The organism is Kluyvera sp. (assembly GCF_965301105.1).
Map to the genome: position 1 here is coordinate 1 of NZ_CBDKZX010000046.1, position 24,249 is coordinate 24,249.

The following is a 24,249-nucleotide window of genomic DNA, read 5'->3' on the forward strand; positions in this document are numbered from 1 at the left end:
TGATTATCTGTTTATTTTATTATTATTGATTAAAAAAAGACCTTCGCAATATTTGTTATACACTTAATAGTTTGGGTTCGCACAAAAAATAAACCATTTTTCGCGCTGAAATAAACACACAAATACAATGGGTTATTTGGACAGGTATGAAGTATCATTTGTTCTGTTGGGTGACATTGTGACGACCGACAGGGCTACATTTATTTTTTTCATCGGTCTTCATTCATTTTTGTGTCTCAGCGTACTCAAACCTATTTCCCCTATCTTTCCGTGCCCCTCTCCCCGAGCCTCTGGCTAACTTTTATCGCAAACATGATAGTCCAGGAGAATGCAGAAAGGTTTTAGACAGTGTAATCTGCCAGATCGCGGCCCGTGATGGCGCTCGCATCGCTGTTTTCAATCAGCGCATTGGCAGGAACGAGTTGGCCCTGAGGATGTGCTGACTAGCTAACACATTGAACGTTCGGTGGTTTTAAATGAAAAAGCTGTTTGTGCAGTTCTATCTGCTGCTGTTTGTCTGCTTTCTGGTTATGACCATGCTGGTCGGGCTGGTCTATAAATTTACCGCCGAACGCGCGGGTCGTCAGTCGCTTGATGACCTGATGAAGAGCTCACTCTATTTAATGCGTAGCGAGCTGCGCGAAATTCCCCCGCGTAACTGGAGCAAAACCCTCAACGAGCTGGATCTGAACCTGTCGTTCGATCTACGTATTGAACCGCTGAGCAAATTCCAGCTGGGTGAAAGCGCCATGCAGCACCTGCGTGCAGGCGATATCGTGGCGCTGGACGATGAATACACCTTTATTCAGCGCATTCCGCGCAGCCACTACGTGCTGGCCGTCGGTCCCATCCCCTATCTCTATTTTATGCACGAGATGCGCCTGCTCGATATCGCGTTAATGGCGTTTATCGCTATTTCACTGGCCTTCCCGGTGTTTATCTGGATGCGTCCGCACTGGCAGGACATGCTGCGCCTGGAAAATGCCGCCCAACGCTTTGGTGACGGGCATCTGGGAGAGCGTATTCACTTTGACAGCCTGTCGAGCTTTGAGCGTTTAGGCGTCGCCTTTAACCAGATGGCCGACAACATCAACGCGCTGATCGCCAGCAAAAAACAGCTCATCGACGGTATTGCCCACGAGTTGCGCACGCCGCTGGTGCGCTTACGTTATCGGCTGGAAATGAGTGAGAATCTCACTGAAGCCGAATCACAGGCGCTTAATCGGGACATTGGCCAGCTCGAAGCCCTGATTGAGGAACTGCTCACCTATGCCCGTCTCGATCGCCCGCAAACCGAACTGTCGCTCACCACGCCCGACCTCCCTGGCTGGATTGCCGCACACGTTGAAGACGTACAGGCGGTAAACCCGCAGCGCGAAATCACGCTGAATCAGCTGACGCAAGGCGACTACGGCGCACTCGATATGCGCCTGATGGAACGCGTGCTCGATAACCTGATTAATAACGCCATGCGCTACAGCCAGGCGAAAATTCAGGTAAGCCTCACGCTCAACGGCAGCATGGCCTGCCTGCAGGTGGACGATGATGGCCCCGGCATTGCCGCTGACGAACGCGAACGCGTCTTCGAACCTTTTGTGCGCCTCGATCCCAGCCGCGATCGCGCCACCGGCGGCTGTGGCTTGGGTCTGGCGATTGTTCACTCTATCGCCACTGCGATGGGCGGCCACGCGAGCTGCGATAGCAGTCCGCTTGGCGGCGCGCGCTTCAGCTTACAGTGGCCGATTTACCACCACATCTCCCTGCCCGCGGCTAGTTGACCGCGGTTTGCACGGTGCCGCATCCTGGCTTATAGTGACTATACATTTAGTATGTTGTAACTAATTAATCAGGACAACCACCGTGACCCGCTACGATCTCGTTGAACGACTCACCGATACTTTTCGCCAGCTTGAGCGCAACCTTGCCGAACTGCGTAACGAACTGTCGGCATGCCGTCTGCTGACAGCGCGCATTTTTGTGCTGCCTGAGGTCCGTAAAGAGTCTGAACACGCGCCGCTCTCGCAGATTCAGGTTCAACAGCATCTGGGGCAGACAGCCTTTGCCATGGCGCTCCAGCATTTTAGCCATCTGTTTATCCAGCAGCAGTCAGAAAACCGCAGCAGTAAAGCGGCAGTGCGCCTGCCGGGCGCCATCTGCCTGCAGGCCGGCAGCGAGCAACACGAGGCGATAAGCGCTCGAGTGCAACAGATTAACGGCCTGAAGGCTGAACTGGAAAAAATCATCACCGTTGATTCCGGCCTACCGCCCGTGTCGCGCTTCGAGTGGGTGCATCGCTACATCCCCGGGCTGATTACGCTCAATGCCTACCGCTCGCTTGCGCTGCTCTCCGACCCGAGCACGATTCGTTTTGGCTGGGCGAATAAACATATCATCAAAAATCTGACGCGCGATGAAGTGCTGGCGCAACTGGAGAAAAGCCTGAAGTCGCCGCGCGCCGTCCCGCCGTGGACCCGCGAGCAGTGGCAAGCGCGTCTGGAACGTGAGTATCAGGATATTGCCGCCCTGCCGCAGAAAGCCAGGCTGAAGATTAAGCGTCCGGTGAAGGTACAGCCGATTGCCCGCGTATGGTACGCGGGCGAACAAAAGCAAGTGCAGTACGCCTGTCCCAGCCCACTGATTGCGGTGATTTCCGGTCGCAATGGCGTCAGCGTACCTGACCTGGGCGAGCTGTTAAACTATGACGCCGATAACGTACAATATCGCCACAAACCCGAGGCGCAGCCGCTACGGCTGATAATTCCCCGACTCCACCTCTGGCTGGCGACCGATTAAACCTTATCCGTCAGACTGCCGACCATATCCTGCGGGCGTACCCAACGATCGAACTCTTCGGCGCTGAGATACCCTAACGCCAGCGCCGCATTCTTCAACGTCAGCCCCTCTTTATGCGCTTTTTTAGCAATTTCAGCCGCCTTATCGTAGCCAATATGCGTGTTAAGTGCCGTCACCAGCATCAGCGATTCGTTAAGCAACTGGTCGATACGTTCGCGGTTAGGTTCAATGCCCACCGCGCAGTGCTCGTTAAAGCTTTCCATGCCATCCGCCAGCAAACGTACCGACTGCAGGAAATTATGAATAATCATCGGTCGATAAACGTTCAGTTCAAAGTTACCCGAGGCTCCTCCCATGTTGACCGCCACATCGTTGCCTATCACCTGGCAACAAAGCATGGTCATCGCTTCACACTGAGTCGGATTCACTTTACCCGGCATAATGGATGACCCCGGCTCGTTTTCCGGTATCGACAGTTCACCGATACCGCAGCGAGGGCCAGAAGCCAACCAGCGTACGTCGTTGGCGATTTTCATCAGCGAGGCCGCCAGCCCTTTTAACGCGCCGTGCGCATGCACCAGCGCATCGCAGGTGGCCAACGCTTCAAACTTGTTTGGCGCGGTGACGAACGGTTGATGCGTCAATGCAGCAAGCTCCTGCGCCACCCGTACCGCGTATTCTGGATGCGTATTCAACCCGGTCCCCACCGCCGTGCCGCCCAGCGCCAGCTCGCTCAAATGTGGCAGACTCTGTTCCAGGTGGCGACGGTTATGCTCCAGCATCGCGACCCAGCCGGAGAACTCCTGGCCCAAAGTGAGCGGCGTAGCATCCTGCAGATGGGTACGGCCAATTTTAACGATATCGCGAAAACGCTCGGATTTCTCACGCAGCGTTTCCTGTAACACAGCCAGCTGCGGCAGCAGATGTTCGCGTAACGCAATCACCGCCGCTACGTGCATCGCCGTGGGAAACACATCATTAGAACTTTGGCTTTTGTTCACATCGTCATTCGGATGCACTAATCGCGACATGCCACGCTCGCCGCCCAGCAGCTCGCTGGCGCGGTTTGCCAGCACTTCATTCATGTTCATGTTGCTCTGCGTGCCCGAACCGGTCTGCCAGATAGCCAGCGGAAACTCATCCGGATGCTGGTTGTTCAGCACCTCATCCGCTGCCGCAATGATTGCGCCAGCTTTGTCGGCCTTCAGCAGACCTAAATCCTGGTTCACCTTAGCCGCCGCGCGCTTGGTCAGCGCCAGGGCGTAAATCAACGAAAGCGGCATCTTCTCGGTGGAGATACGAAAATGCTCAAGGGACCGCTGGGTTTGCGCGCCCCACAGTTTGTCGGCGGGAACCTCAATCGGCCCCATAGAATCGCTTTCGCAGCGTGACGTTGTCATTACTTTCTCCTTGAATTCAAAGTGATTGTGAAGTGACATTGCTCAAGCAGGCTAAGATGATTATGGTACAAATAGAAACCGCCCCGAAGGGCGGTTAAAAGATTACTTCACGCAGCGGGCGCACTGTGACGCCTGAATCTGTTGGAAGAAGTCGTTGCCTTTATCGTCCACGAGGATAAACGCCGGGAAGTCTTCCACTTCGATTTTCCAGATCGCTTCCATTCCCAGTTCAGGATACTCCACGCACTCCAGACTCTTGATGCTGCTTTGCGCCAGCACCGCCGCCGGGCCGCCAATGCTGCCCAGATAGAAACCGCCATGCTTATGACAGGCGTCGGTTACCTGCTGGCTACGGTTACCTTTTGCCAGCATGATCATACTGCCGCCTTCAGACTGCAGTTGGTCAACATAGGAGTCCATACGCCCTGCCGTAGTCGGGCCGAGAGAGCCAGAAGCGTAGCCTTCCGGCGTCTTTGCCGGGCCCGCGTAGTAGATCGGGTGATCTTTAATGTACTGCGGCAGACCTTCGCCTTTATCCATACGCTCTTTCAGCTTGGCGTGCGCAATATCGCGCCCCACGATAATCGTGCCGCTGAGCGACAGACGCGTCGAGACCGGATACTGAGAAAGCTGCTTCAGGATCTCCTTCATCGGACGGTTGAGATCCACCTTCACCGCTTCGCCTTCACCGGCTTTACGCAGCGATTCCGGAATATACTTGCCTGGGTTGTTCTCCAGTTTTTCAATCCAGATACCGTGGCGGTTAATTTTGGCTTTGATATTACGGTCAGCCGAGCAGGAGACGCCCATCCCTACCGGACAAGAAGCGCCATGACGCGGCAGACGGATCACGCGAACGTCATGGGCGAAGTATTTTCCGCCGAACTGTGCGCCGAGGCCCAGATTCTGCGCTTCTTCCAGCAACTCTTTTTCGAGCTGCACATCGCGAAACGCCTGACCGTGCTCGTTACCTTCGGTCGGCAGGCCGTCATAGTATTTGGTCGAGGCCAGCTTGACGGTTTTCAGCGTCGCTTCAGCCGACGTACCGCCGATGACAAAGGCAATGTGGTACGGCGGGCAGGCCGCGGTGCCGAGGGTGCGCATTTTCTCAACCAGATAGCTTTTCAGCTTCGCCGGGGTGATCAGCGCTTTGGTTTCCTGATAAAGATAGGTTTTGTTCGCCGAGCCGCCGCCTTTGGCGATGCACAGGAATTTATATTCGTCGCCATCCACGCTGTAGAGATCGATCTGCGCCGGCAGGTTGGTGCCGGTGTTGACCTCTTTGTACATATCCAGCGGCGCGTTCTGCGAGTAGCGCAGGTTGTCTTCGATAAAGGTATCGTAAACCCCGCGCGCCAGCGCCGCCTCATCACCGCCACCGGTCCACACGCGCTGGCCCTTTTTACCCATAATGATCGCAGTGCCGGTATCCTGACAGGTTGGCAGAATGCCTTTGGCCGCGATATCCGAGTTACGCAGGAACTGCAGCGCCACGTACTTGTCGTTTTCGCTGGCTTCCGGGTCGTTCAGGATATCGGCCACCTGCTGCTGGTGTGCGGGACGGAGCATAAAGGAGGCGTCATGGAAGGCGTGTTTGGCGAGAAGCGTCAGCGCTTGCGGGGCAACTTTGAGGACTTCCTGCCCTTCAAATTCTGCGACGGAAACGTAGTCGTTACTCAACAGATAATATTCGGTCTCGTCCTTTTTTAACGGAAAAGGATCCTGATAATAAAAAGGTTTATTCGACATTGTGCTCTCACTTACAGCTTTGATGATGTGGTGAAGGGCAGTCTTTCCATTTGCCCAGGTTAAAAGCGAGTTACCCTATCGTACACAATTTTTTAACAAAAACTGAGACTAGTACGACTTTTTATTTCTTGAGGATACGAGAGCGCATTTTTTTGCTTTAATACGTGGCAAAGAATCCACATTAAAACAGGGCTTGATAATGCAAAAACTCATCAACTCAGTGCAAAACTATGCCTGGGGCAGCAAAACTGCGTTAACGGAACTCTACGGAATGGCCAATCCTGACGATCTGCCGATGGCGGAACTGTGGATGGGCGCGCATCCCAAGAGCAGCTCAAAGATAACGGATAACGAAGGAACCGTACACTCGCTGCGTGATGTCATTGATGCCGACAAAACCGCGCTACTGGGCGACAAAGTCGCCGCCCGTTTTGGCGAGCTTCCTTACCTGTTTAAAGTGCTGTGCGCCGCACAGCCGCTCTCCATTCAGGTGCATCCGAGCAAAATGGCCGCCGAAGTGGGTTTTGCCAAAGAAAACGCCGCCGGTATCCCGCTGGATGCCGCCGAGCGTAACTACAAAGATCCCAATCACAAGCCGGAGCTGGTTTTTGCCCTGACGCCGTTCCTGGCGATGAACGCATTCCGCGAATTTGCTGACATCGCCGCCCTGCTTACGCCGGTGGCTGAAGCCAGCCCGATTATCGGCCAGTTTATCGCCGAACCAACCAGCGAGCGCCTCAGCGCCCTCTTCGCCGGCCTGCTAAATATGCAGGGAGAAGAAAAAGCCCACGCCCTGCGCGTGCTGCGTACCGCGCTGGAAACGCAACAGGGCGACGCCTGGGACGCCATCCGCCTGATTGCCGAGTTCTACCCGGACGATAGCGGCCTCTTCTCCCCGCTGCTGCTGAACATCGTCAAACTGAACCCAGGCGATGCGATGTTCCTGTTTGCCGAAACGCCGCACGCCTACCTGCGTGGCACCGGCCTTGAGGTAATGGCCAACTCCGACAACGTGCTGCGCGCCGGCCTGACGCCGAAGTACATTGATATTCCGGAGCTGGTCGCCAACGTCAAATTCACCGCCAAACCGGCGAACGAACTGCTCACCCAACCGACTCAGCACGGCGCCGAGCTGGATTTCCCGATTCCGGTCGATGATTTCGCATTCTCCCTGCACGATTTGTCCGCAGAGCAAGCCAGCCTCGCTCAGGACGGCGCGGCGATTGTCTTCTGCGTGGAAGGTGAGTCGGTACTCAGTAAAAACGGTCAGCGTCTGGTGCTGAAACCGGGTGAATCCGCCTTTGTCGCAGCCAATGAGTCACCCGTACAGGTGAGCGGCAGCGGTCGTTTAGCGCGTGTATATAATAAGTTAAAGTAAATACTGAAGTTTGCGGACAGGCTTGCTACTCTTTGGCATAGCCTTATGACTTAACCAGGCGGCCTTCCCGCCTGGTTTCATTTTTATGGACAAATACGATGAAAAAAACGCGGGTTGCTGCAGGTGTCATTATCGCTTTAGGGGTTATCTGGACGGCGGGCTCCTGGTACACGGGTAAACAGCTTGAATCACGTATCGCCGAAATGGTCGCGCAGGCGAACGCTCAGCTGAAGCTGACCGCGCCGGAAGCGGGACTGGAGCTGAGCTATCAGGATTACCAGCGCGGCGTGTTCAGCAGTCAGTTGAAAATGGTCGTCAAACCGCAGGCTGGCGCTAAAGACTCATGGCTGAAGCCGGGTCAGAGCGTGCTGCTGGACGAAAACGTCAGCCATGGTCCCTTCCCGCTGGCTTCGCTGAAATCCTTCAACCTGGTGCCTGCCATGGCGTCGGTCAACACGGTGCTGGTTAATAACGACGTCACCAAGCCGCTGTTTGATATCGCCAAAGGGCAATCGCCGTTTGATATCAACACCCGCATCAGCTACAACGGCGATACCGCATCCGCAATCTCACTCAAACCGCTGGATTACGAAAAAGAGACCGACAAGGTGACCTTTAGCGGCGGTGAATTCACGCTTTCCGCCGACAACCAGGGCAGCCTGGTGTCATTGACCGGCGAAGCCAAAAGCGGCCAGGTGAACGCGGTTAACGAATACGGTCAGAAAGTGCAGTTCACTTTCAACAACCTGAAAACTGACGGCTCCAGCAAACTGACCACCTTTGATGAGCGCATCGGCGACCAGACGCTGAGCGTTGAGCGCCTGGCGATTGGTGTGGAAGGAAAAGATCTGGCCGAACTGAACGATATGCGTATCGCCGGCAAATCTGAGCTGACCGCCGATGGCAAAAAGATCAACAGCCAACTGGACTACTCGCTCAACAGCCTGAAGCTGCAAAATAAAGATTTCGGCAGCGGACAGCTGACGCTGAAAGTCGACGGTATCGACGGCGTAGCAATGCATCAGTTCAGCCAGCAGTACCAGGCGCAGACCCAGGCGCTGATGGCGCAGCCGGATCTGGCGCAAAACCCGGAGCTGTATCAGCAGAAAGCGGTCGACGCGCTATTCAGCTCGCTGCCGATTTTGCTGAAAGGCGACCCAGTTGTGACACTGTCACCGCTTAGCTGGAAAAATGCCAAAGGCGAGAGTTCGCTGAACCTGTCACTGGCGCTGAAAGACCCGTCTCAGGCCACCGGTGAAGCACAGACGCTGGCACAGCAGCTCGATCGTGGCGTGAAATCGCTGGATGCCAAACTCAACATCCCCACCGGGATGGCCACCGAACTGATGACCCAGGTTGCACAGCTGGAAGGCTATCAGCAGGATGAAGCGGCGAAGCTTGCCAAACAGCAGGTACAGGGGCTGGCGGCAATGGGCCAGATGTTCCGCCTGACCACCACGCAGGATGACGCTATCACCAGCAGCCTGCAGTACGCCGATGGTCAGGTGACGCTGAACGGGCAGAAAATGCCGCTGGATGATTTTGTCGGTATGTTTGGTATTCCGACGCTGGCTGACCCGGAAGAACCGGCCGCCGCACCCGCGCCGTAACCGTCTCCCCACCATGAACGAAAGCCCCTCAATGAGGGGCTTTTTATTATTTTCGCGCCACCAGCCGCGGCGGCATAATCAGATTTCTCGCCGCCCCCTGGCCGGTATCAATACGTTGTAAAATCCGCTCGGCCACGCTGTAGCCCATTTCCCGGGCGGGCGTCGTCACCCAGGTCAAGGGGACGTCATCCAGCGCCGCCTCCGGCACGTCGGCAAACGCCGCCAGCGCCACACGCTGTTCAAAGTAGCTCTCGACGCTGTCTTCGCCACTTTGTTTACCAGCTCGCATCAGACCGAACCACGCGCCCATGGCGATCACGCTGTTGTAGCAAAGCACTGCCGAGATGGTCGGATTATGGCGAAGTAGCGCGGTTATCGCTTCCGCCGCCTGTTTCTGACTGGACTCGCACTCCAGCACCCACTCGCTGTGAAACGGCAGACCGTACTTGATAAGCGTGGCACAGTAGCCCCCCACTCGTTCCGCTCGTGTGAGCGACGAACTTTGCCCGCCAAGCCAGGCAATACGTTGATGACCGCGACGGATCAGATGTTCGGTCACCAACTGCGCGGCCTGCATATTGTCCGGACGAATAATATCGACCTCGTCGAGGTAGCTCGCGCGCGAGGCAAATACCAGCGGCGTGGCGGTTTCTGCCGCTTTGGCCCGTAGCTCTGAAGCTTGATCCACCGACCCGGCGATCACCACGCCGTCAACGCCCTGCGAAACCAGGGTTTCAAAGCGTTGCAGCATCTGCTCCCCACGTTTGCCACCCTGGGTTAAAAAAACCATTTTGCCCTGTGACTCAAGCGCAGCAGTCATCCCCGCCGTCAGTTCAGCGTAAAAAGGCGATGACAGGTCGCCAACAATCAGGCCAATCACTCCCGTCTGGCCGCCGCGTAGCGAGACCGCCTGGCGATTACGCACAAACCCTAGTTGATCAATGGCCTGATAAACCCGCTCGCCGGTTGCCGACGAAATTCGCCCCTTGCCGCTCAGAACCAGCGAAACGGTACTGACAGAAACCCCTGCCGCCAGCGCAACATCGTTAATGGTGACTTTCTTTGCAATCGCCATAGCTCCTGCGCGACTCCTTCTGCTTAAGCGATAAAACGTTTTATCAATGTATGTACTTTATAAACTGTATTATCACTTGCTTTTGTGATTTGTTTCTCACTAAAAAATGATAAAACGTTTTATCTTCCTTTCCCGTTACTCAAAAGAAACCCTTTTTCAGGATAAGGAGTCGCTTCATGACGGCGAAAACCGCACCAAAAGTCACCCTCTGGGAGTTCTTCCAGCAGCTTGGCAAAACCTTTATGCTGCCGGTCGCGCTGCTCTCCTTCTGTGGGATTATGCTCGGCATCGGCAGTTCGTTAAGCAGTCATGACGTGACGACGCTGCTGCCCTGGCTCGATACGCCGTTCCTGCAAGCGGTCTTTATCTGGATGAGCAAAGTTGGCTCGTTCGCCTTTAGCTTCCTGCCGGTGATGTTCTGTATTGCCATCCCGCTGGGTCTGGCGCGCGACAACAAAGGCGTTGCCGCCTTCGCCGGTTTTGTTGGCTACGCGGTCATGAACCTCGCCGTTAACTTCTGGCTGACGGCAAAAGGCATTCTGCCCACCACCGATGCGGCGATCCTGAAAGCCAATAACATTCAGAATATTATCGGTATTCAGTCCATCGACACCGGGATCCTTGGTGCGGTCATCTGCGGGATTATCGTGTGGATGCTGCATGAACGCTTCCACACTATCCGCCTACCAGACGCGCTGGCCTTCTTCGGCGGCACCCGCTTCGTGCCGATTATCACCACCGTCGTGCTCGGTCTGGTTGGTCTGGTGATCCCGCTGGTATGGCCAATTTTCGCTATGGGCATCAACGCGCTGGGCCACGTAATCAACAGCGCCGGTGACTTCGGCCCGATGATTTTCGGTACCGGCGAACGTCTGCTGCTGCCGTTTGGCCTGCATCATATTCTGGTCGCGTTGATTCGCTTTACTGAAGCAGGCGGTACCATGGACGTCTGCGGCCACGACGTCAGCGGCGCGCTGACTATTTTCCAGGCGCAGCTGAGCTGCCCGACAACTCACGGCTTCTCAGAAAGCGCCACTCGCTTCTTATCGCAGGGTAAAATGCCGGCCTTCCTCGGCGGTCTGCCGGGCGCTGCGCTGGCGATGTACCACTGCGCGCGTCCGGAAAATCGTCATAAAATTAAAGGCCTGCTGATTTCCGGCGTGATTGCCTGCGTGGTTGGCGGCACCACCGAGCCACTCGAATTCCTGTTCTTATTCGTGGCGCCGGTGCTGTATGTGATTCACGCGCTGCTGACCGGTCTGGGCTTCACCATGATGGCGATTCTGGGCGTAACCATCGGCAATACTGACGGCAATATCATCGACTTCGTGGTGTTCGGCATCCTGCACGGTCTGTCCACCAAGTGGTATCTGGTGCCGGTGGTGGCCGCGGTCTGGTTCGCCGTGTACTACGCGATTTTCCGCTTCGCTATCGTGCGCTTCAATATCAAAACCCCGGGCCGCGACATCGATACCGCACCAGCTGCTGAGCACACCACCAGCGGTGCAACCGGTAAATCGGGCTACAACGTCCCGGCTATCCTGGCGGCGCTGGGCGGTGCGGAGAACATCGTGTCCCTCGACAACTGCATCACCCGCCTGCGTCTGTCGGTAAGCGATATGGATAAAGTGGATGTCGATACACTGAAGGCTAACCGCGCCATTGGCGTCGTCAAACTCAACCAGCATAACCTCCAGGTCGTTATTGGGCCGCAGGTACAGTCGGTTAAGGATGAAATGTCGGTATTGATGAATACCGTACAGGCTTAAACCCCTTTGCCCCCGTTCATAACGGGGGCAAAATATCTCACCTCTTTTCTTCGTTAGGATCCTCACATGTTTGATTTCTCGACGGTGATTGACCGGCATGGTACCTGGTGTACGCAGTGGGATTATGTGGCCGACCGTTTTGGCGACGCCGATCTGCTGCCCTTTACCATTTCGGATATGGATTTTGCCACCGCGCCCTGTATCCTCGATGCCCTGAGCGCACGTTTATCCCACGGCGTATTTGGCTACAGCCGCTGGAAAAATGACGCCTTCCTGCCCGCCATTGCCCACTGGTACGCTCATCGTTTTCACAGCGCCATCAACACGGATAGCATCGTCTACGGGCCCTCTGTTATCTATATGGTGGCCGAGATGATCCGCCAGTGGTCAGCTCCCGGTGACGGTATCGTGGTGCATACGCCTGCCTATGACGCTTTCTTTAAGACCATCGAGGGCAACCAGCGTCAGGTGGTCGGCGTCGCGCTGGAGAAGCGTGAGGGTGAATGGTTCTGTGATATGGCGAAGCTGGAGGCTGCGCTGGCTAAACCGCATAACCGCGTGTTACTGCTGTGCAGCCCACAAAATCCGACCGGCAAAGTCTGGACCCGCGAAGAGCTGCAAACGATGGCCGCGCTTTGTGCAAAACATAACGTGCGGGTGATCAGCGATGAAATCCATATGGACATGACCTGGAACGGTCATCAGCACATTCCGTGGTGTGATGTGGCGCAAGGGCCGTGGGCGCTGTTCACATCGGGCTCGAAAAGCTTCAATATCCCGGCCTTTACCGGCGCATACGGGCTGATTGACGACGAAAGCACTCGCAATGATTACCTCAACGCTCTGAAAAGTCGCGATGGCCTCTCCTCGCCGTCTGTACCGGCGCTGGTCGCCCATATTGCCGCCTATCAGCAGGGTGAGCCGTGGCTGGACGCGCTACGCGACTATCTGCAGGAAAATATGCGTTACATTCAGCAGACGCTGAACGCCGCCTTCCCTGAGCTACAATGGCGCATGCCGCAAGCCACCTATCTGGCGTGGATTGACCTACGTCCGCTACACATCGACGACCGTCAGCTCCAGGAAGTCCTCATCAAACAGCAAAAAGTGGCGATCATGCCCGGCTACACCTATGGCGAGGAAGGCAACGGCTTTATCCGCCTGAATGCAGGCTGCCCGCGCGTGAAACTAGAGCAAGGCGTTGAACGTCTGATTGCCGCGATTCATACCCTGCGTTAATCCTTATTGCGCAACGTCGCCCGGCGTTGCGCAGCGTTAATGCATGAGATCTCAGTTGTTAATATCAGATCTTGTTATTCACATCGCTTAGACATAGCACGATTACTCAATCTCAGAAAATTCTTAGTCACTATTCTCCGCCCCCCGTAGTTTCAAGTAAGAAATATTAATAGATCTTTTTAGAGAGCCTTAAAGTGATTAACCGTCAAGCCACTGCATTAACGTTGACTGCGATTAGCATTTTATTTTCATCTGCAGCATTCGCAGATACCACGGAAACGGCAACCGCCGATATGCATGTCTCCCTTACCGTCGAAAAATCCTGCCAGATTAGCGTAGGTGATATGGATTTTGGTTCGCACCCCAGTGATACGGGGCAATTAACGGTGACAAGTCAGGCCAACGTGACCTGTACCAATGGCACGGAATATCAGCTCAGCAGCGCCAGCGACCATACCTACGAGATGGCAAACGACAATGGCGATACCGTGGCCTACACCATCTACGGGGATACTTCCGGTAGCGATCTATCCAAAACACCTGTCGATAATATTGGCACCGGTACCATTCAGACGATCCCTATTTATGGTCGCGTCACCGCCGATGCCCTGGCTCAGGCGCCTGCAGGCAACTATTCCGACACCGTCACATTGACTGTCGCTTACTAACCACAACCGAAGGGGAAGCCTGTGAAGCGTTTATTCTCTGGCGCGGCGATCGTTGCATCCTGCGCGCTGTTTACCTTGCCTTCAGCGGCGGCCACCCTTCAGGTTTATCCGGTCAACATCGGCTTTTGCGCGGGTGAAACCGCGCAGGCCGTTTACGTTAAGAACACCGGTAGCGCGGCGATTGGCGCGCAGATCCGCGCCTACGCCTGGCATCAGCAGAATAATAAAGAAGTCCTTAGCGACACCGGGGATCTGCTGGTCAGCCCGCCAATGACCAATATCCCTGCGGGCCGCCAGCAGTTGATTCGCGTCATTCTTCCCGCCCCGCTCAGCGGCAGTGACGAACGCGCCTACCGACTGGTGATCGACGAACTTCCTGGCGCCAACAATATGGCCCCCAAGGATGGCGTGCGCTTTTTACTGCGCTACTCCATCCCGGTATTCGTCAACTGCAAACCACAACCACCCAACCCGCAGGACCTCGAATTTACCCTCGACTGTTCGACCCGCCCGGTCATGCTCAAGGTGCGTAATAACGGCTCGCAGCACAGTAAACTCGGCAATATTACCCTGCTCACAGGCGGCCGTAGCCAGGTGATGAGTCAAGGGTTATTGGGGTATGTATTGCCCCACAGTGAAAAGGAATGGCCTTTACCTAACGGAATCAGCAGTGCGTCATCCCTGTCACTTAATTTGAACGATAATGAGCAAAAACAGACCTTCTCGCTTACGCCTTAAAACCCTTCCACTGTGGTTTATGGTCTGTTTTTACGCCCACGCCGCCGACAAGGAAACGCTCTACCTGACCGCGTTTGTTAACGGGCAAGCCATCAAAGGTTTTGTAAAGGCCAGATATATTGATAATAAGCTGTTTATTGCCGCCAGTGACGCCCGTAAGTTAGACATCAAAACCGCGTCGCTTCCAGAACAGAAAGGCTACGTCGATTTCAGTTCGCAGGACGGGCTGAACGTTACGTTCGATAATCTGAGCCAAAGCGTCAATATCGCCGCCAGCCAAAACTGGCTTGGTCGTGATAGCCTGCTGACTAACCACAACGGTTCGCATCTGCTGCACGCCGCCCAATTGTCGCCGGAAGTGCGCGGTCTGGCGCTGAACTACAACGTGTTCACCAGTCATGAGAACGGCGAGCAGGATGCTTCGCTATTCAGCGAGTTTCGCACCTTTGGCCTTGGCCCCGGGTTCTTCTCGACGTCAATGAACACCCAGGCTTCCTCAGCCAGCGAGAGCACCAACAGCGGCACCCAACGGTTGATGAGCAGCTGGAATTACCAGAACGTCGACAAATTGTTTTCCATGACGCTCGGCGACAGCTTTACCTCAACTCAAAGCTGGACCCATAGCGTGCGCTTCGGCGGGATTAGCCTGGCCCACAACTACGCCACGCAGCCTAACTTCAGCACCTCATCGCAGGACATTCTGACCGATAGCGTTACCCTGCCATCGACCGTCGATCTGTACGTTCGCGGCATCAAAACCGCCTCGCAAAAGGTAGAACCCGGCCAGTTCACCCTCAATACCGCCCCCATTTTTACCGGCGATGAAGGGGCGCAAGTGGTGATTACCGATATCAATGGCCAGCAGAGAGTCGTCAATCTCGACCTGTATGGCGCGACGCAGTTGCTGTCAGCCGGCCTGACGACCTGGGGCGTCAGCGCGGGATGGGTCAGAAAAGATTATACGGAGCGTTCCTTCAGTTACGACAACCAGTTAGTCGGGGTCGGCGACTGGCGCTATGGCTTGAGTAACAGGGCGACGCTGGAAGCTCACGCAGAACAGAGCGCTGCGTTACACAACCAGGGACTCGGCTGGGATTACCTGTTGGCCCCCAGGCTGGGTGTGATTCACGCGAATGTGGCAAGCGGTCATTATCATCACGACGGTGGGCGTCAGTGGGGCGCGGGCTGGCAGTGGAACAACCGCCGGTTCAATCTGTCGCTCGACCATTCGCAGGCCGATAGCGGCTTTCGCGATATTTCATCTCTCGCAGATAACAGCCTTACCACCCGTGAAGATTCCGCGTTTGCCAGTGTCACTTTCGAGGCAATCGGTACCTTCGGCATGAGCTGGGTACAGCAAAATTACTGCGATTCCTCAGCGCAGTATCTTGGCTTATCGTGGTCGAAAAGCCTCACCCATCAGATCAGCCTCTCCTCCAGCATCACCGAAGAAGTGGACGACGAGCGTAATACCACGGTCTATCTGAATTTCAGTATGCCGCTCAATCAGCGTAAAGATTATCTTTCACTGCAGAACAGCCACGATAACGATGGAAATGCCCTTCAAGCCAGTCTTTCACGTTCGCTGGATTCGAACCAACCGGGTTGGGGCTGGAACCTGTCGGCGCAAAACGGTAAAAACAGTGATGTGCATACCAGCCTGCAACGGCGTACTCGCTGGAGTGACATCGCGCTGGGTATGAATCGACAAACCCACGATAACGCGCTTTATGGTTCACTCTCCGGCGCGTTAGGCCTGTTTTCCGGTAATTTCTACGCCACCCGCGTACTGGGTAGCGCATTTGCCATCGTCGACACGGCAAGCGTCCCCCACGTCCCGGTGTATCTTGAACATCGCCCGGTGGGTCAGACGGATAAAAACGGCAAGCTGTTCCTGAATAATCTCAATCCCTATCAGGAAAATCGAATTGATATCGATGCACTGGGTCTGGAGGAAGATTATCGCGCGCCCTACACCGAAGAAGTGGTGATCCCACAAACCGGCCGCGGCGCCCTTGCGCGGTTCAGCATCTATAAAACGCAGGCAGTCCTTCTGACGGTGACCTTGCCCGATGGAAAAAACGTGCCGTTTTCTGCCCAGGTTAACGTCGCCGATAGTCACGGCCAGAAGCCCGCGCGCGGAACCCAACAGACGATCGCCGGTTACGACGGCAAAATCTATCTTGAAGATCCTCCGGCAGGCGGCAGACTGAAGGTGCAATGGGCATCCTCTTCCTGCAGCGTGACGCTGCCGCAAAAATTCCGTCCAACTCGCTCACTGGAGACGCTCAACGCACGATGTCTATAAATCGCTTTCTCGGGCTAACCGCCCTATTATTCACGTTGATGTTAACCTTAAGCCCTGCCGCGAGGGCGGCAAACTGCTGGAACGGCAGCCCGGCGGGATTAAGTTTTGGCACCGTCACGCCCGGACAGAGTAGCGCCACCAGCACTAAGCTCCCTTTTACCTGCAATAACTATGACGGCCACACCGAGTTTGTTCGCGCCTGCCTGAAGCTGATGGCCAACGACCCAATACCGATGAGCCAGAATGAGCCGTCGACCACACCGCTCTATTTCTCGCTGTATTCGCTTTATGATCTCCATCATCCGCTCAGCCAGAACAGCGACGTCTACGCCCAGATTGACCTTGAGCTGGCCTCGGGGCAAGCCAACGTCGAGCACGACATCCCGTTGATTGGCAAAATCAACGCCGGGCAAAACAACGTCAGCGCGGGCAATTATTATGATTACGCCACTAGCGTGCAGATAAGCTATGCCTCGGCGTCATCTATGCAGTCTCTCCCTTCATGCAGCGGGCTCTCCGGCACCACCGTGACCGATCAAATCAGCGCTACCGCCACGGTCAAAAACGGTTGCGAGATACTGAACGTCGATGATATGGACTTCGGGCATCGAAGCCCGGTGCAGAGCAGCCAGCTTGAAGCCAATGCAACGGCAAACATCACCATTCAATGTCCTACTGGAACCAGCTACGCGGTAAGCATCGGCGAGGGGTTACATCCGGATGGCAACGCGCGCCAGCTCTGTAATAACGGAGATTGCCTCCGCTACGATCTCTACCAGGACGCCGCCCACACCGCGCAATGGACGTCTGAGACGCCGCAAAAACAGTACGCCGACAGTGGACAGCAGCAGCAAATGGTGGTCTATGGCAAAGTGCCGCCGCAACAGTGGCCAGAGGCGGGGACCTACACCGACACGGTGGTAATTACGCTAAGCTATTAACAGGAGACTACAACGGCTTCATGCCTGCTTTGCCGTTACTGTAAAATCGGCACCTGTTCGCCAAAACATAAGCTATCGGAAAGCCAATGGATTATTCGCAAGCACTACAGGCATTACTTTCACGCGATCCTCTGAGGATGCAGGCGCTCACGGCCGTACATGATCTTCACTTATCTGACGGGTGGATTGGCGCCGGGTTCGTCCGCGACGCCGTTTGGGCACACCTGCATGGGCACCCGTATCCACCGATGCCGGCAGATGTAGATGTAGTCTGGTTCGATGATAAACAGCCTTCCGCCGCGCAAGATCTTGAGTTTGAGGAGACGCTGAAACGACGCAATCCCACCTTCAATTGGTCGGTAAAAAATCAGGCCCGGATGCACCAACGCAACGGTGACGCCCCCTACCACTCCACGGAACATGCTCTCGGCTTCTGGCCCGAGACGGCAACGGCAGTGGCCGTAAGGCTAGCGGGAACACAGGGTATTGAGATTGTGGCGCCCTATGGACTTGAAGATCTGTTTGAATTGCGGTTAAAGCCAACGCCGCGCTTTGAGCATGAGAAATACTCTATCTTCACAGACCGGGTTGCGGAGAAACGGTGGCTGCAGCGCTATCCCTTGCTGCATATTATCAAGCATTCCCCCCAAACGCCGTAATTCTCCGTTAACGCTAAAAGGCGTGGATTTGAATATCATCGCGTCCGTTTCCTTCGTTTTTGGCCGACGAAATGCCCCGTATCAGGCAACGTCGCGACAGCGCCGCCATAAACCTTTTTACAGACACCCTCTTTAGTGATTAAGGTGGGTTAAATCAACTCAATAACCGCCTTTAATAAACGAAAACGGGTCTTACTATGAACACTCACACTATTGGCGATATCATTCTCGACGAAGCGAGTATTGCGGCAGGCGTGCGTAATGTCGCCGCACAGATCAGCCAGGATTACACCGATGCCGTGGTCATTACCGTGGTTCCGGGCGGGATTCTCTATACGGCGGATCTGACAAGACAGCTCAATTTTGACATTAACATGGATTATATCTCCTGCCCGCACACCCCCGGTGAACGCAATAACAGTTCGGCTATTGTCTATCACCAGAACATTCAGATTGAGAACCGCCACGTCATTCTTATCGATGATGCAATCGAATCTGGCGGCACAATGAAGCGCCTTGTTGAATATATCCAGGACAATTTTCATCCGGCTTCTGTTGCCGTGGCCGTTCTGTTTGTCAAACCGGGTCGCGTGACCATTCCGGCAAAATTGTACTATGCCTATGAAATGGAAAATGACGATCTGCTGGTGGGCTATGGGATGCCATGGGAAGATAAATACCGCAACCGGCCGAATGTGGCAAAACTCATCACTGAATAAAAGAGAGACAGGGCATTGCCGTGCGAGCGGTTTGGCAACCATCAGGCGACACAATAAACTGCGGCAAATCTTCTGATCGTTTCGCTAATGCCCTGTTACGTGAGTTTTTTTCGATACTTTTAATCGGTTATAGCCCTATGGTATAATGATTTGCACTTTAACTAAAATAAGAGTGCTGCCATGATCGATACCAACCTGCCTTTAACTGACGTTCACCGCCACCTTGACGGTAATATTCGCGCCCAAACCATCCTCGATCTCGGCCGCCAGTTTAATCTGTCGCTGCCTGCCTCTACGCTGGAAACGCTGCTGCCGCACGTGCAGGTCACCAGCAATGAACCGGATCTGGTTAGTTTCCTCAGCAAGCTTGATTGGGGGGTTAAGGTGCTGGCTTCTTTAGAGGCCTGTCGTCGCGTTGCTTATGAAAACGTGGAAGATGCGGCGCGTAATGGCCTGCACTACGTTGAGCTGCGTTTCTCCCCACGCTATATGGCGATGACTCACCAGTTACCGGTAGACGGCGTGGTAGAAGCCGTGATTGCCGGGGTAAAAGAAGGTTGCAAGGCGTTTGATGTTGAAGCGCGTCTGATTGGCATTATGAGCCGCACATTCGGCGAGGCGGCCTGTGAAGAAGAACTGAACGCCCTTCTCGCGCACCGCGATGGCATTACCGCACTCGACCTGGCCGGTGATGAGCTCGGCTTCCCTGGCACTTTGTTCCTCGACCACTTCACGCGCGCGCGCGATGCTGGCTGGCGCATTACCGTCCATGCCGGTGAAGCTGCCGGCCCGGAAAGTATCTGGCAGGCCATTCGTGAGCTTGGCGCGGAGCGCATTGGTCACGGCGTCAAAGCGGTTGAAGATCCAGCGTTAATGGATTTCCTCGCGGAAAAACGCATCGGCATTGAATCCTGTCTGACCTCCAATATTCAGACCAGTACCGTCGCGTCGCTGGCGCAGCATCCTCTGAAAACGTTCCTCGAACATGGCGTACTGGCCAGCCTGAATACCGACGATCCGGCCGTACAAGGGATTGATATTCAACACGAATACCGTGTCGCCGCTCCCGCCGCAGGGTTAACTCCTGCGCAGATTCGTCAGGCGCAGATTAACGGCCTGGAAATGGCATTCCTGTCGGCGGGCGAAAAGCAGGCGCTCCTCGCCCGCGTCCAACGCGGATAAAAAGCATCCCGGTAGCTTTCGCTACCGGGATTTTCCTGCCTCTTTATACCAGCGTCAGCGCAGCACGATGCTTCGCGGATTCAATGCCCAGCTCAATCAACTCCATGATCTGAATGGCCTGACCTGCGGGCACCGGGTTCTCACCGATGCCGTTCAGGGCATCGCGAATGGCGGCGTAATATGCGGGGTAATTACCCGGCAACGTCAGCCAGCTTTCTTCGACTCGCTCTTCACCTTCAACCGTGGTCAGAATGCCGTCGCGCATGTCATAGCCCCAATCGGCTTGCGGCAAGCGCTCACCGTTTTTCAGGCGATCTTCCTGCGGGTCAAGGCCAAATTTCACGTAGCTGGCCTGTGTGCCATGGACGATATAGCGAGCCGTTTCTGCCGCGGCCAGCAGCGTTGAGTGGAGCACGACGCGACGCTGCGGATAGGTCAGCACCGCATGGAAGTAATCCGTCGCCTGCGCACCCGGACGCAGCTGGCCGAGATCGACATACAGGCTTTGCGGTAAGCCAAACAGATTGACCGCCTGATCGAGTAAATGCGGCCCTAAATCATACCAGATGCCGCTACCCAGCCCAGCCTGTTCACGCCAGCGGGCACGAACCTGCGGACGATAACGGTCAAAGTGTGATTCGAAATGGGTGATATCGCCTAATTTACCTTCATTAATCAGCGCCTTAACCGTCAGAAAATCGCTGTCCCAGCGACGGTTGTGGAAAACAGACAGCAGTTTGCCCTGCTGTTTTGCCAGCGTGTCCAGCTCGCGCGCCTGTGACAGTGTCACGGTAAAGGGTTTGTCGACTACCACGTTCTTCCCTGCTTCCAGCGCGGCTTTAGCTAGCGGGTAATGGGTATCGTTCGGCGTAGGAATGACAATCAGATCAATACCGGGGTCGTTAAACAGCGCCTGGGGGTCAGATACCACGCTGACCGCAGGCCAGTCGGCATGCACCTTAGCGGCGTCACTGCTGGAGACAATCGCCAGTTCCATACCTGGCGTGCCGCTAATCAGCGGCGCATGAAATGTCTTACTGGCGTAACCATAGCCCACCAGCCCTACGCGGATTGGGTCACTCATATTGCAGCCTCACTTCTGAAGTAACGGGATTCAACCAACTTTGTAATCGATTTCTTATTTGACCTCATCTTATGATGCCGTACAACAGTTTAATAACATTATGGCGCGGCAAATGGCTATCTGTTGAAATAATAAGCACTCGTGGAATCGATTCCGCTGAAAACTTGCGTTGTGGCGCGGGCGCGCTAAGATCTTGCTCTGGCGTTATTTTATCAATGGATTGTTAGATAAATTTCATGAATTCCGTATTGTCTCGTATTGTTGAACTGATTGGTTGGGTTATTCTGGGTTTTTCCGTTCTTCTGCTGTTTGTCGCGCATCACATTGACGACTACAAGTCGCCCGAACCCACGGCCACCGCATCACTGCAAAAAAAGTAATTTCGACACGTTAAAAAAGTGATTCGGATCGCATCCGTGCAACCGGTTTCTGAAACCGGTTGCACATCATGAGCCCTCACTTTACACTCCCCTTATCACACAGATAAGGAGTGTTACATGTCTGCTTTTCCCCAAAATTTTCTCTGGGGTGCCGCTACTGCAGCGTACCAGGTTGAAGGTGCATATAACGAAGACGGCAAAGGCCCGTCCATCTGGGATATTTTCTCTCATCAACCCGGGACCACCTACCAGGGCACCAACGGCGATGTCGCCGTCGATCACTACCATCGCTTCAAAGAAGACGTTGAACTGATGGCCGAAATGGGTCTGCAAAGCTACCGTTTTTCCATCTCCTGGCCCCGCCTGTTGCCGGAAGGCCGCGGCGAAATCAATGAAGCCGGAGTCAAGTTCTACAGCGATTTAATTGACGCCCTGCTGGCACATAACATTGAGCCAATGATTACCCTCTATCACTGGGACCTGCCACAGGCGCTGCAGGATGAAGGTGGCTGGGAAGCGCGTTCCACGGCGGAGGCGTTTGAAGAGTATGCCCGCCTGTGTTATTCACGCTTTGGCTCGCGGGTAAAGAAATGGGCCACCTTTAACGAAACCATCGTGTTTATTGGCCACGGCTATATCACCGGCAGCCATCCGCCGTCAGTGCGAAACCCGGCGCGCGCCATTCAGGCCTGCCACCACGTCTTTGTCGCCCACGCCATGGCCGTGAAAGCCTTCCGCGGTATGGAAATAAAAGGTGAAATTGGCTTTGTGAACGTGCTTCAGCCGCACTCGCCGCTGACCAATAGCGCGGAAGATATCGCAGCAACCGAGCTGGCGGATGCCATTCATACCCACTGGCTCTACGATCCGGTGTTGAAAGGCCGCTATCCGGATGAGCTGCTGGCGCAGACGCAGGCGTTATGGGGCGTGCCGCGCTTTGCGCCGGGTGATGACGAACTGCTACGTAACAACCGCTGCGACTTTATTGGTCTCAACTACTATCGCCGTGAGACCGTTTCCGCCCAGCCGCCCAAAGAAAAAGTCAGCGGCGAACAGGGTGTCGAGGGGCTGTTCTATTTCGTACGCAACCCGGAAAGCGTCTATACCGAATGGGGTTGGGAAATCTGGCCGCAGGGGCTGACCGATGGCATCATGATGATCAAAGAACGCTACGGCGATATTCCCGTCTATATCACTGAAAACGGCCTGGGCGCGGTTGACCCAATTATCGATGGAGAAGTGGTTGATGATCCGCGGATCGACTTCCTGCGCGTACACATTGATGCGCTGGAAAAAGCGATTGCGCTTGGTGCGGACGTCCGCGGGTATTATCCGTGGTCGTTTATCGATTTACTGAGCTGGCTCAACGGCTATAAAAAGCAATATGGCTTTGTTTACGTCGACCATAAGCAGAACCTGGCGCGCAAGCGTAAAAAAAGTTTCTTCTGGTACAAAGACGTCATTGCCAGTCGCGGCGAGAACCGCTAACCCTTCCCTTTCAGGGCGTCAGACGACGCCCTGACTGCATAAAATCGCCCTAATTTTGGGGCGAAATCAATAAGCACATTTTCTGTCATTGTAATTCATTCTTAATAGCCAAATAATTCGCGATATCCCATCGAGGTTGAGCTATAGACGCTGAACTCTCTATTAAAACGGATGTCGATAAACACATTGGCTATAAATGCCGCATTAACTGTCTCGTTTTCTCCCCATTGCCTGGTAGAAAACGGTGTACGGTGAGCTTTAACATTATAATGGATGCCCTCAAATGACCGTTCTGGATTATTTATTAAAGTTCCGCAAAGTTAGTTCGCTGGACAATCTTGAAAAACTCTACGACCACCTGAACTATTCGCTGAGCAACACTGAAGAACTTATCAATATGTATCGCGCCGCCGACCATCGCCGTGCTGAGCTGGTTTCTGGCGGTCGTTTGTACGATCTTGGACAGGTTCCCAAGAACGTTTGGCGTTTTGTGCAATAATAGTTTTTTCCTCAGCGCCAGTTGCTTATACTCCTCGACCTGTATTTTTCCTCTCATGGCTGGCGCTGATTTTCAGGAGACACAATGTCAGATAATTCTGCAGAACGTATTGGCGGATGGCTGCTTGGCCCATTAGCCTGGCTGCTTGTGCAGCTTTTAAGCATCACCATCACGCTGGTGAAATTTGGTTACGTCCTGCTCAATCCGCACACTCTGGCGCTGGTTAAAGAAATGGGCGGCAGCAATACGCTATTTCTCGGACTGTCATTCCTGTCATTTATTGCCATGTGGTATTACACGCTGTGGCTGACAATTGCTTTCTTCAAACGCCGATACAACGCGCCAAAACACTACATCATCTGGCTGATGATTGGCGTACTGCTGGCAGTCAAAGCTTTTGCGTTTTCGCCTATCTCCGATGATCTGGCCGTGCGTCAACTTCTGCTTCCCCTGTTGGCAGCTGCGCTGATTGTGCCTTATCTCAAGCGTTCTCAACGGGTTAAACGCACCTTTACCCGCGCGTAATAACCCCACAGTTAACCTGTTGTCGCTTGAGGCACTTTGTCAGAT

The 24,249-nt window shown here is 54.6% G+C and carries 21 protein-coding genes; 17 read left to right on the forward strand and 4 right to left on the reverse strand.

What is annotated here, in order from left to right:
- Positions 1-476: 476 nt before the first annotated feature.
- Both rstB and tus read left to right on the forward strand, forming a co-directional pair.
- Positions 477-1,778 (forward strand): two-component system sensor histidine kinase RstB, encoded by a 1,302-nt coding sequence (gene rstB, locus ACW14G_RS15145; RefSeq protein ID WP_249021860.1) that lies wholly within the window; start codon positions 477-479, stop codon positions 1,776-1,778.
- 82 nt (positions 1,779-1,860) lie between these two features.
- Entirely contained in the window at positions 1,861-2,793 is a 933-nt protein-coding gene (gene tus, locus ACW14G_RS15150; protein WP_249021861.1) for a DNA replication terminus site-binding protein, read from the forward strand.
- Here the strand turns inward: tus and fumC are convergent.
- Together fumC and fumA are read right to left on the reverse strand one after the other, a co-directional pair.
- Complete coding sequence (gene fumC, locus ACW14G_RS15155; RefSeq protein WP_249021862.1) at positions 2,790-4,193, reverse strand: class II fumarate hydratase; 1,404 nt, start codon at positions 4,191-4,193, stop codon at positions 2,790-2,792. The genes tus and fumC overlap by 4 nt on opposite strands.
- 102 nt (positions 4,194-4,295) lie before the next feature.
- Complete coding sequence (fumA, locus tag ACW14G_RS15160; RefSeq protein ID WP_167575929.1) at positions 4,296-5,942, reverse strand: class I fumarate hydratase FumA; 1,647 nt, start codon at positions 5,940-5,942, stop codon at positions 4,296-4,298.
- Positions 5,943-6,141: 199 nt separating this feature from the next.
- On the opposite strand from fumA, the gene manA reads away from it, so the two are divergent.
- On the forward strand, positions 6,142-7,320 hold the full coding sequence (gene manA, locus ACW14G_RS15165; RefSeq protein WP_249021863.1) for a mannose-6-phosphate isomerase: 1,179 nt from the start codon (positions 6,142-6,144) through the stop codon (positions 7,318-7,320).
- A 98-nt stretch (positions 7,321-7,418) separates the two neighbouring features.
- Entirely contained in the window at positions 7,419-8,930 is a 1,512-nt protein-coding gene (locus tag ACW14G_RS15170; RefSeq protein WP_167575931.1) for a YdgA family protein, read from the forward strand.
- A 46-nt stretch (positions 8,931-8,976) separates the two neighbouring features.
- Here ACW14G_RS15170 and ACW14G_RS15175 read toward each other — a convergent pair whose 3' ends face one another.
- Positions 8,977-10,005 (reverse strand): Mal regulon transcriptional regulator MalI, encoded by a 1,029-nt coding sequence (locus ACW14G_RS15175; RefSeq protein ID WP_249021864.1) that lies wholly within the window; start codon positions 10,003-10,005, stop codon positions 8,977-8,979.
- Positions 10,006-10,181: 176 nt separating this feature from the next.
- Between ACW14G_RS15175 and malX the strand changes: the two genes are divergently transcribed.
- From malX to add, 9 genes are all read left to right on the forward strand, one after another.
- Complete coding sequence (gene malX, locus ACW14G_RS15180) at positions 10,182-11,774, forward strand: maltose/glucose-specific PTS transporter subunit IIBC (RefSeq protein ID WP_065356936.1); 1,593 nt, start codon at positions 10,182-10,184, stop codon at positions 11,772-11,774.
- Between the two features lie 66 nt (positions 11,775-11,840).
- Positions 11,841-13,013 (forward strand): MalY/PatB family protein, encoded by a 1,173-nt coding sequence (locus ACW14G_RS15185; RefSeq protein WP_249021865.1) that lies wholly within the window; start codon positions 11,841-11,843, stop codon positions 13,011-13,013.
- A gap of 293 nt (positions 13,014-13,306) precedes the next feature.
- Positions 13,307-13,681, forward strand: a complete 375-nt coding sequence (locus ACW14G_RS15190) for a Csu type fimbrial protein (RefSeq protein WP_249021866.1) — start codon at positions 13,307-13,309, stop codon at positions 13,679-13,681.
- Between the two features lie 21 nt (positions 13,682-13,702).
- A complete protein-coding gene (locus tag ACW14G_RS15195; RefSeq protein WP_455648665.1) occupies positions 13,703-14,419 on the forward strand; it encodes a fimbrial biogenesis chaperone in 717 nt (238 codons plus the stop codon).
- A complete protein-coding gene (locus ACW14G_RS15200; protein ID WP_419057939.1) occupies positions 14,385-16,727 on the forward strand; it encodes a fimbria/pilus outer membrane usher protein in 2,343 nt (780 codons plus the stop codon). Before ACW14G_RS15195 ends, ACW14G_RS15200 begins: the two co-directional genes overlap by 35 nt.
- Complete coding sequence (locus ACW14G_RS15205; protein ID WP_455648666.1) at positions 16,718-17,668, forward strand: Csu type fimbrial protein; 951 nt, start codon at positions 16,718-16,720, stop codon at positions 17,666-17,668. Before ACW14G_RS15200 ends, ACW14G_RS15205 begins: the two co-directional genes overlap by 10 nt.
- A gap of 86 nt (positions 17,669-17,754) precedes the next feature.
- The gene (locus ACW14G_RS15210; RefSeq protein WP_419057941.1) at positions 17,755-18,327 is read left to right on the forward strand and encodes a nucleotidyltransferase family protein; all 573 of its coding nucleotides are present in this window, start codon (positions 17,755-17,757) and stop codon (positions 18,325-18,327) included.
- A gap of 197 nt (positions 18,328-18,524) precedes the next feature.
- On the forward strand, positions 18,525-19,046 hold the full coding sequence (locus ACW14G_RS15215; protein ID WP_249021869.1) for a phosphoribosyltransferase: 522 nt from the start codon (positions 18,525-18,527) through the stop codon (positions 19,044-19,046).
- A 180-nt stretch (positions 19,047-19,226) separates the two neighbouring features.
- Positions 19,227-20,228: an adenosine deaminase gene (gene add, locus ACW14G_RS15220; protein ID WP_249021870.1), complete on the forward strand. Its 1,002-nt coding sequence runs from the start codon at positions 19,227-19,229 to the stop codon at positions 20,226-20,228.
- Between the two features lie 43 nt (positions 20,229-20,271).
- Here add and ACW14G_RS15225 read toward each other — a convergent pair whose 3' ends face one another.
- Positions 20,272-21,312: an oxidoreductase gene (locus ACW14G_RS15225; RefSeq protein ID WP_249021871.1), complete on the reverse strand. Its 1,041-nt coding sequence runs from the start codon at positions 21,310-21,312 to the stop codon at positions 20,272-20,274.
- Positions 21,313-21,548: 236 nt separating this feature from the next.
- On the opposite strand from ACW14G_RS15225, the gene blr reads away from it, so the two are divergent.
- The 4 genes from blr to ACW14G_RS15245 all read left to right on the forward strand — a co-directional run bounded on the left by blr (position 21,549) and on the right by ACW14G_RS15245 (position 24,204).
- Entirely contained in the window at positions 21,549-21,692 is a 144-nt protein-coding gene (gene blr / locus ACW14G_RS15230; protein ID WP_163449419.1) for a division septum protein Blr, read from the forward strand.
- A gap of 117 nt (positions 21,693-21,809) precedes the next feature.
- A complete protein-coding gene (locus ACW14G_RS15235; protein WP_167575942.1) occupies positions 21,810-23,180 on the forward strand; it encodes a GH1 family beta-glucosidase in 1,371 nt (456 codons plus the stop codon).
- Between the two features lie 283 nt (positions 23,181-23,463).
- Complete coding sequence (ydgT, locus tag ACW14G_RS15240) at positions 23,464-23,679, forward strand: transcription modulator YdgT (RefSeq protein WP_163449421.1); 216 nt, start codon at positions 23,464-23,466, stop codon at positions 23,677-23,679.
- Between the two features lie 84 nt (positions 23,680-23,763).
- The gene (locus tag ACW14G_RS15245) at positions 23,764-24,204 is read left to right on the forward strand and encodes a DUF2569 domain-containing protein (protein WP_163449422.1); all 441 of its coding nucleotides are present in this window, start codon (positions 23,764-23,766) and stop codon (positions 24,202-24,204) included.
- Positions 24,205-24,249: the final 45 nt, after the last annotated feature.

Bases quoted from the DNA above. Each gene is read 5' to 3' on its own strand.
- rstB (WP_249021860.1), top strand. From the start codon at position 477: ATGAAAAAGCTGTTTGTGCAGTTCTATCTGCTGCTGTTTGTCTGCTTT.
- fumC (WP_249021862.1), bottom strand. From the start codon at position 4,193: ATGACAACGTCACGCTGCGAAAGCGATTCTATGGGGCCGATTGAGGTT.
- fumA (WP_167575929.1), bottom strand. From the start codon at position 5,942: ATGTCGAATAAACCTTTTTATTATCAGGATCCTTTTCCGTTAAAAAAG.
- manA (WP_249021863.1), top strand. From the start codon at position 6,142: ATGCAAAAACTCATCAACTCAGTGCAAAACTATGCCTGGGGCAGCAAA.
- ACW14G_RS15170 (WP_167575931.1), top strand. From the start codon at position 7,419: ATGAAAAAAACGCGGGTTGCTGCAGGTGTCATTATCGCTTTAGGGGTT.
- ACW14G_RS15175 (WP_249021864.1), bottom strand. From the start codon at position 10,005: ATGGCGATTGCAAAGAAAGTCACCATTAACGATGTTGCGCTGGCGGCA.
- malX (WP_065356936.1), top strand. From the start codon at position 10,182: ATGACGGCGAAAACCGCACCAAAAGTCACCCTCTGGGAGTTCTTCCAG.
- ACW14G_RS15185 (WP_249021865.1), top strand. From the start codon at position 11,841: ATGTTTGATTTCTCGACGGTGATTGACCGGCATGGTACCTGGTGTACG.
- ACW14G_RS15190 (WP_249021866.1), top strand. From the start codon at position 13,307: ATGCATGTCTCCCTTACCGTCGAAAAATCCTGCCAGATTAGCGTAGGT.
- ACW14G_RS15200 (WP_419057939.1), top strand. From the start codon at position 14,385: ATGAGCAAAAACAGACCTTCTCGCTTACGCCTTAAAACCCTTCCACTG.
- ACW14G_RS15205 (WP_455648666.1), top strand. From the start codon at position 16,718: ATGTCTATAAATCGCTTTCTCGGGCTAACCGCCCTATTATTCACGTTG.
- ACW14G_RS15210 (WP_419057941.1), top strand. From the start codon at position 17,755: ATGGATTATTCGCAAGCACTACAGGCATTACTTTCACGCGATCCTCTG.
- ACW14G_RS15215 (WP_249021869.1), top strand. From the start codon at position 18,525: ATGAACACTCACACTATTGGCGATATCATTCTCGACGAAGCGAGTATT.
- add (WP_249021870.1), top strand. From the start codon at position 19,227: ATGATCGATACCAACCTGCCTTTAACTGACGTTCACCGCCACCTTGAC.
- ACW14G_RS15225 (WP_249021871.1), bottom strand. From the start codon at position 21,312: ATGAGTGACCCAATCCGCGTAGGGCTGGTGGGCTATGGTTACGCCAGT.
- blr (WP_163449419.1), top strand. From the start codon at position 21,549: ATGAATTCCGTATTGTCTCGTATTGTTGAACTGATTGGTTGGGTTATT.
- ACW14G_RS15235 (WP_167575942.1), top strand. From the start codon at position 21,810: ATGTCTGCTTTTCCCCAAAATTTTCTCTGGGGTGCCGCTACTGCAGCG.
- ydgT (WP_163449421.1), top strand. From the start codon at position 23,464: ATGACCGTTCTGGATTATTTATTAAAGTTCCGCAAAGTTAGTTCGCTG.
- ACW14G_RS15245 (WP_163449422.1), top strand. From the start codon at position 23,764: ATGTCAGATAATTCTGCAGAACGTATTGGCGGATGGCTGCTTGGCCCA.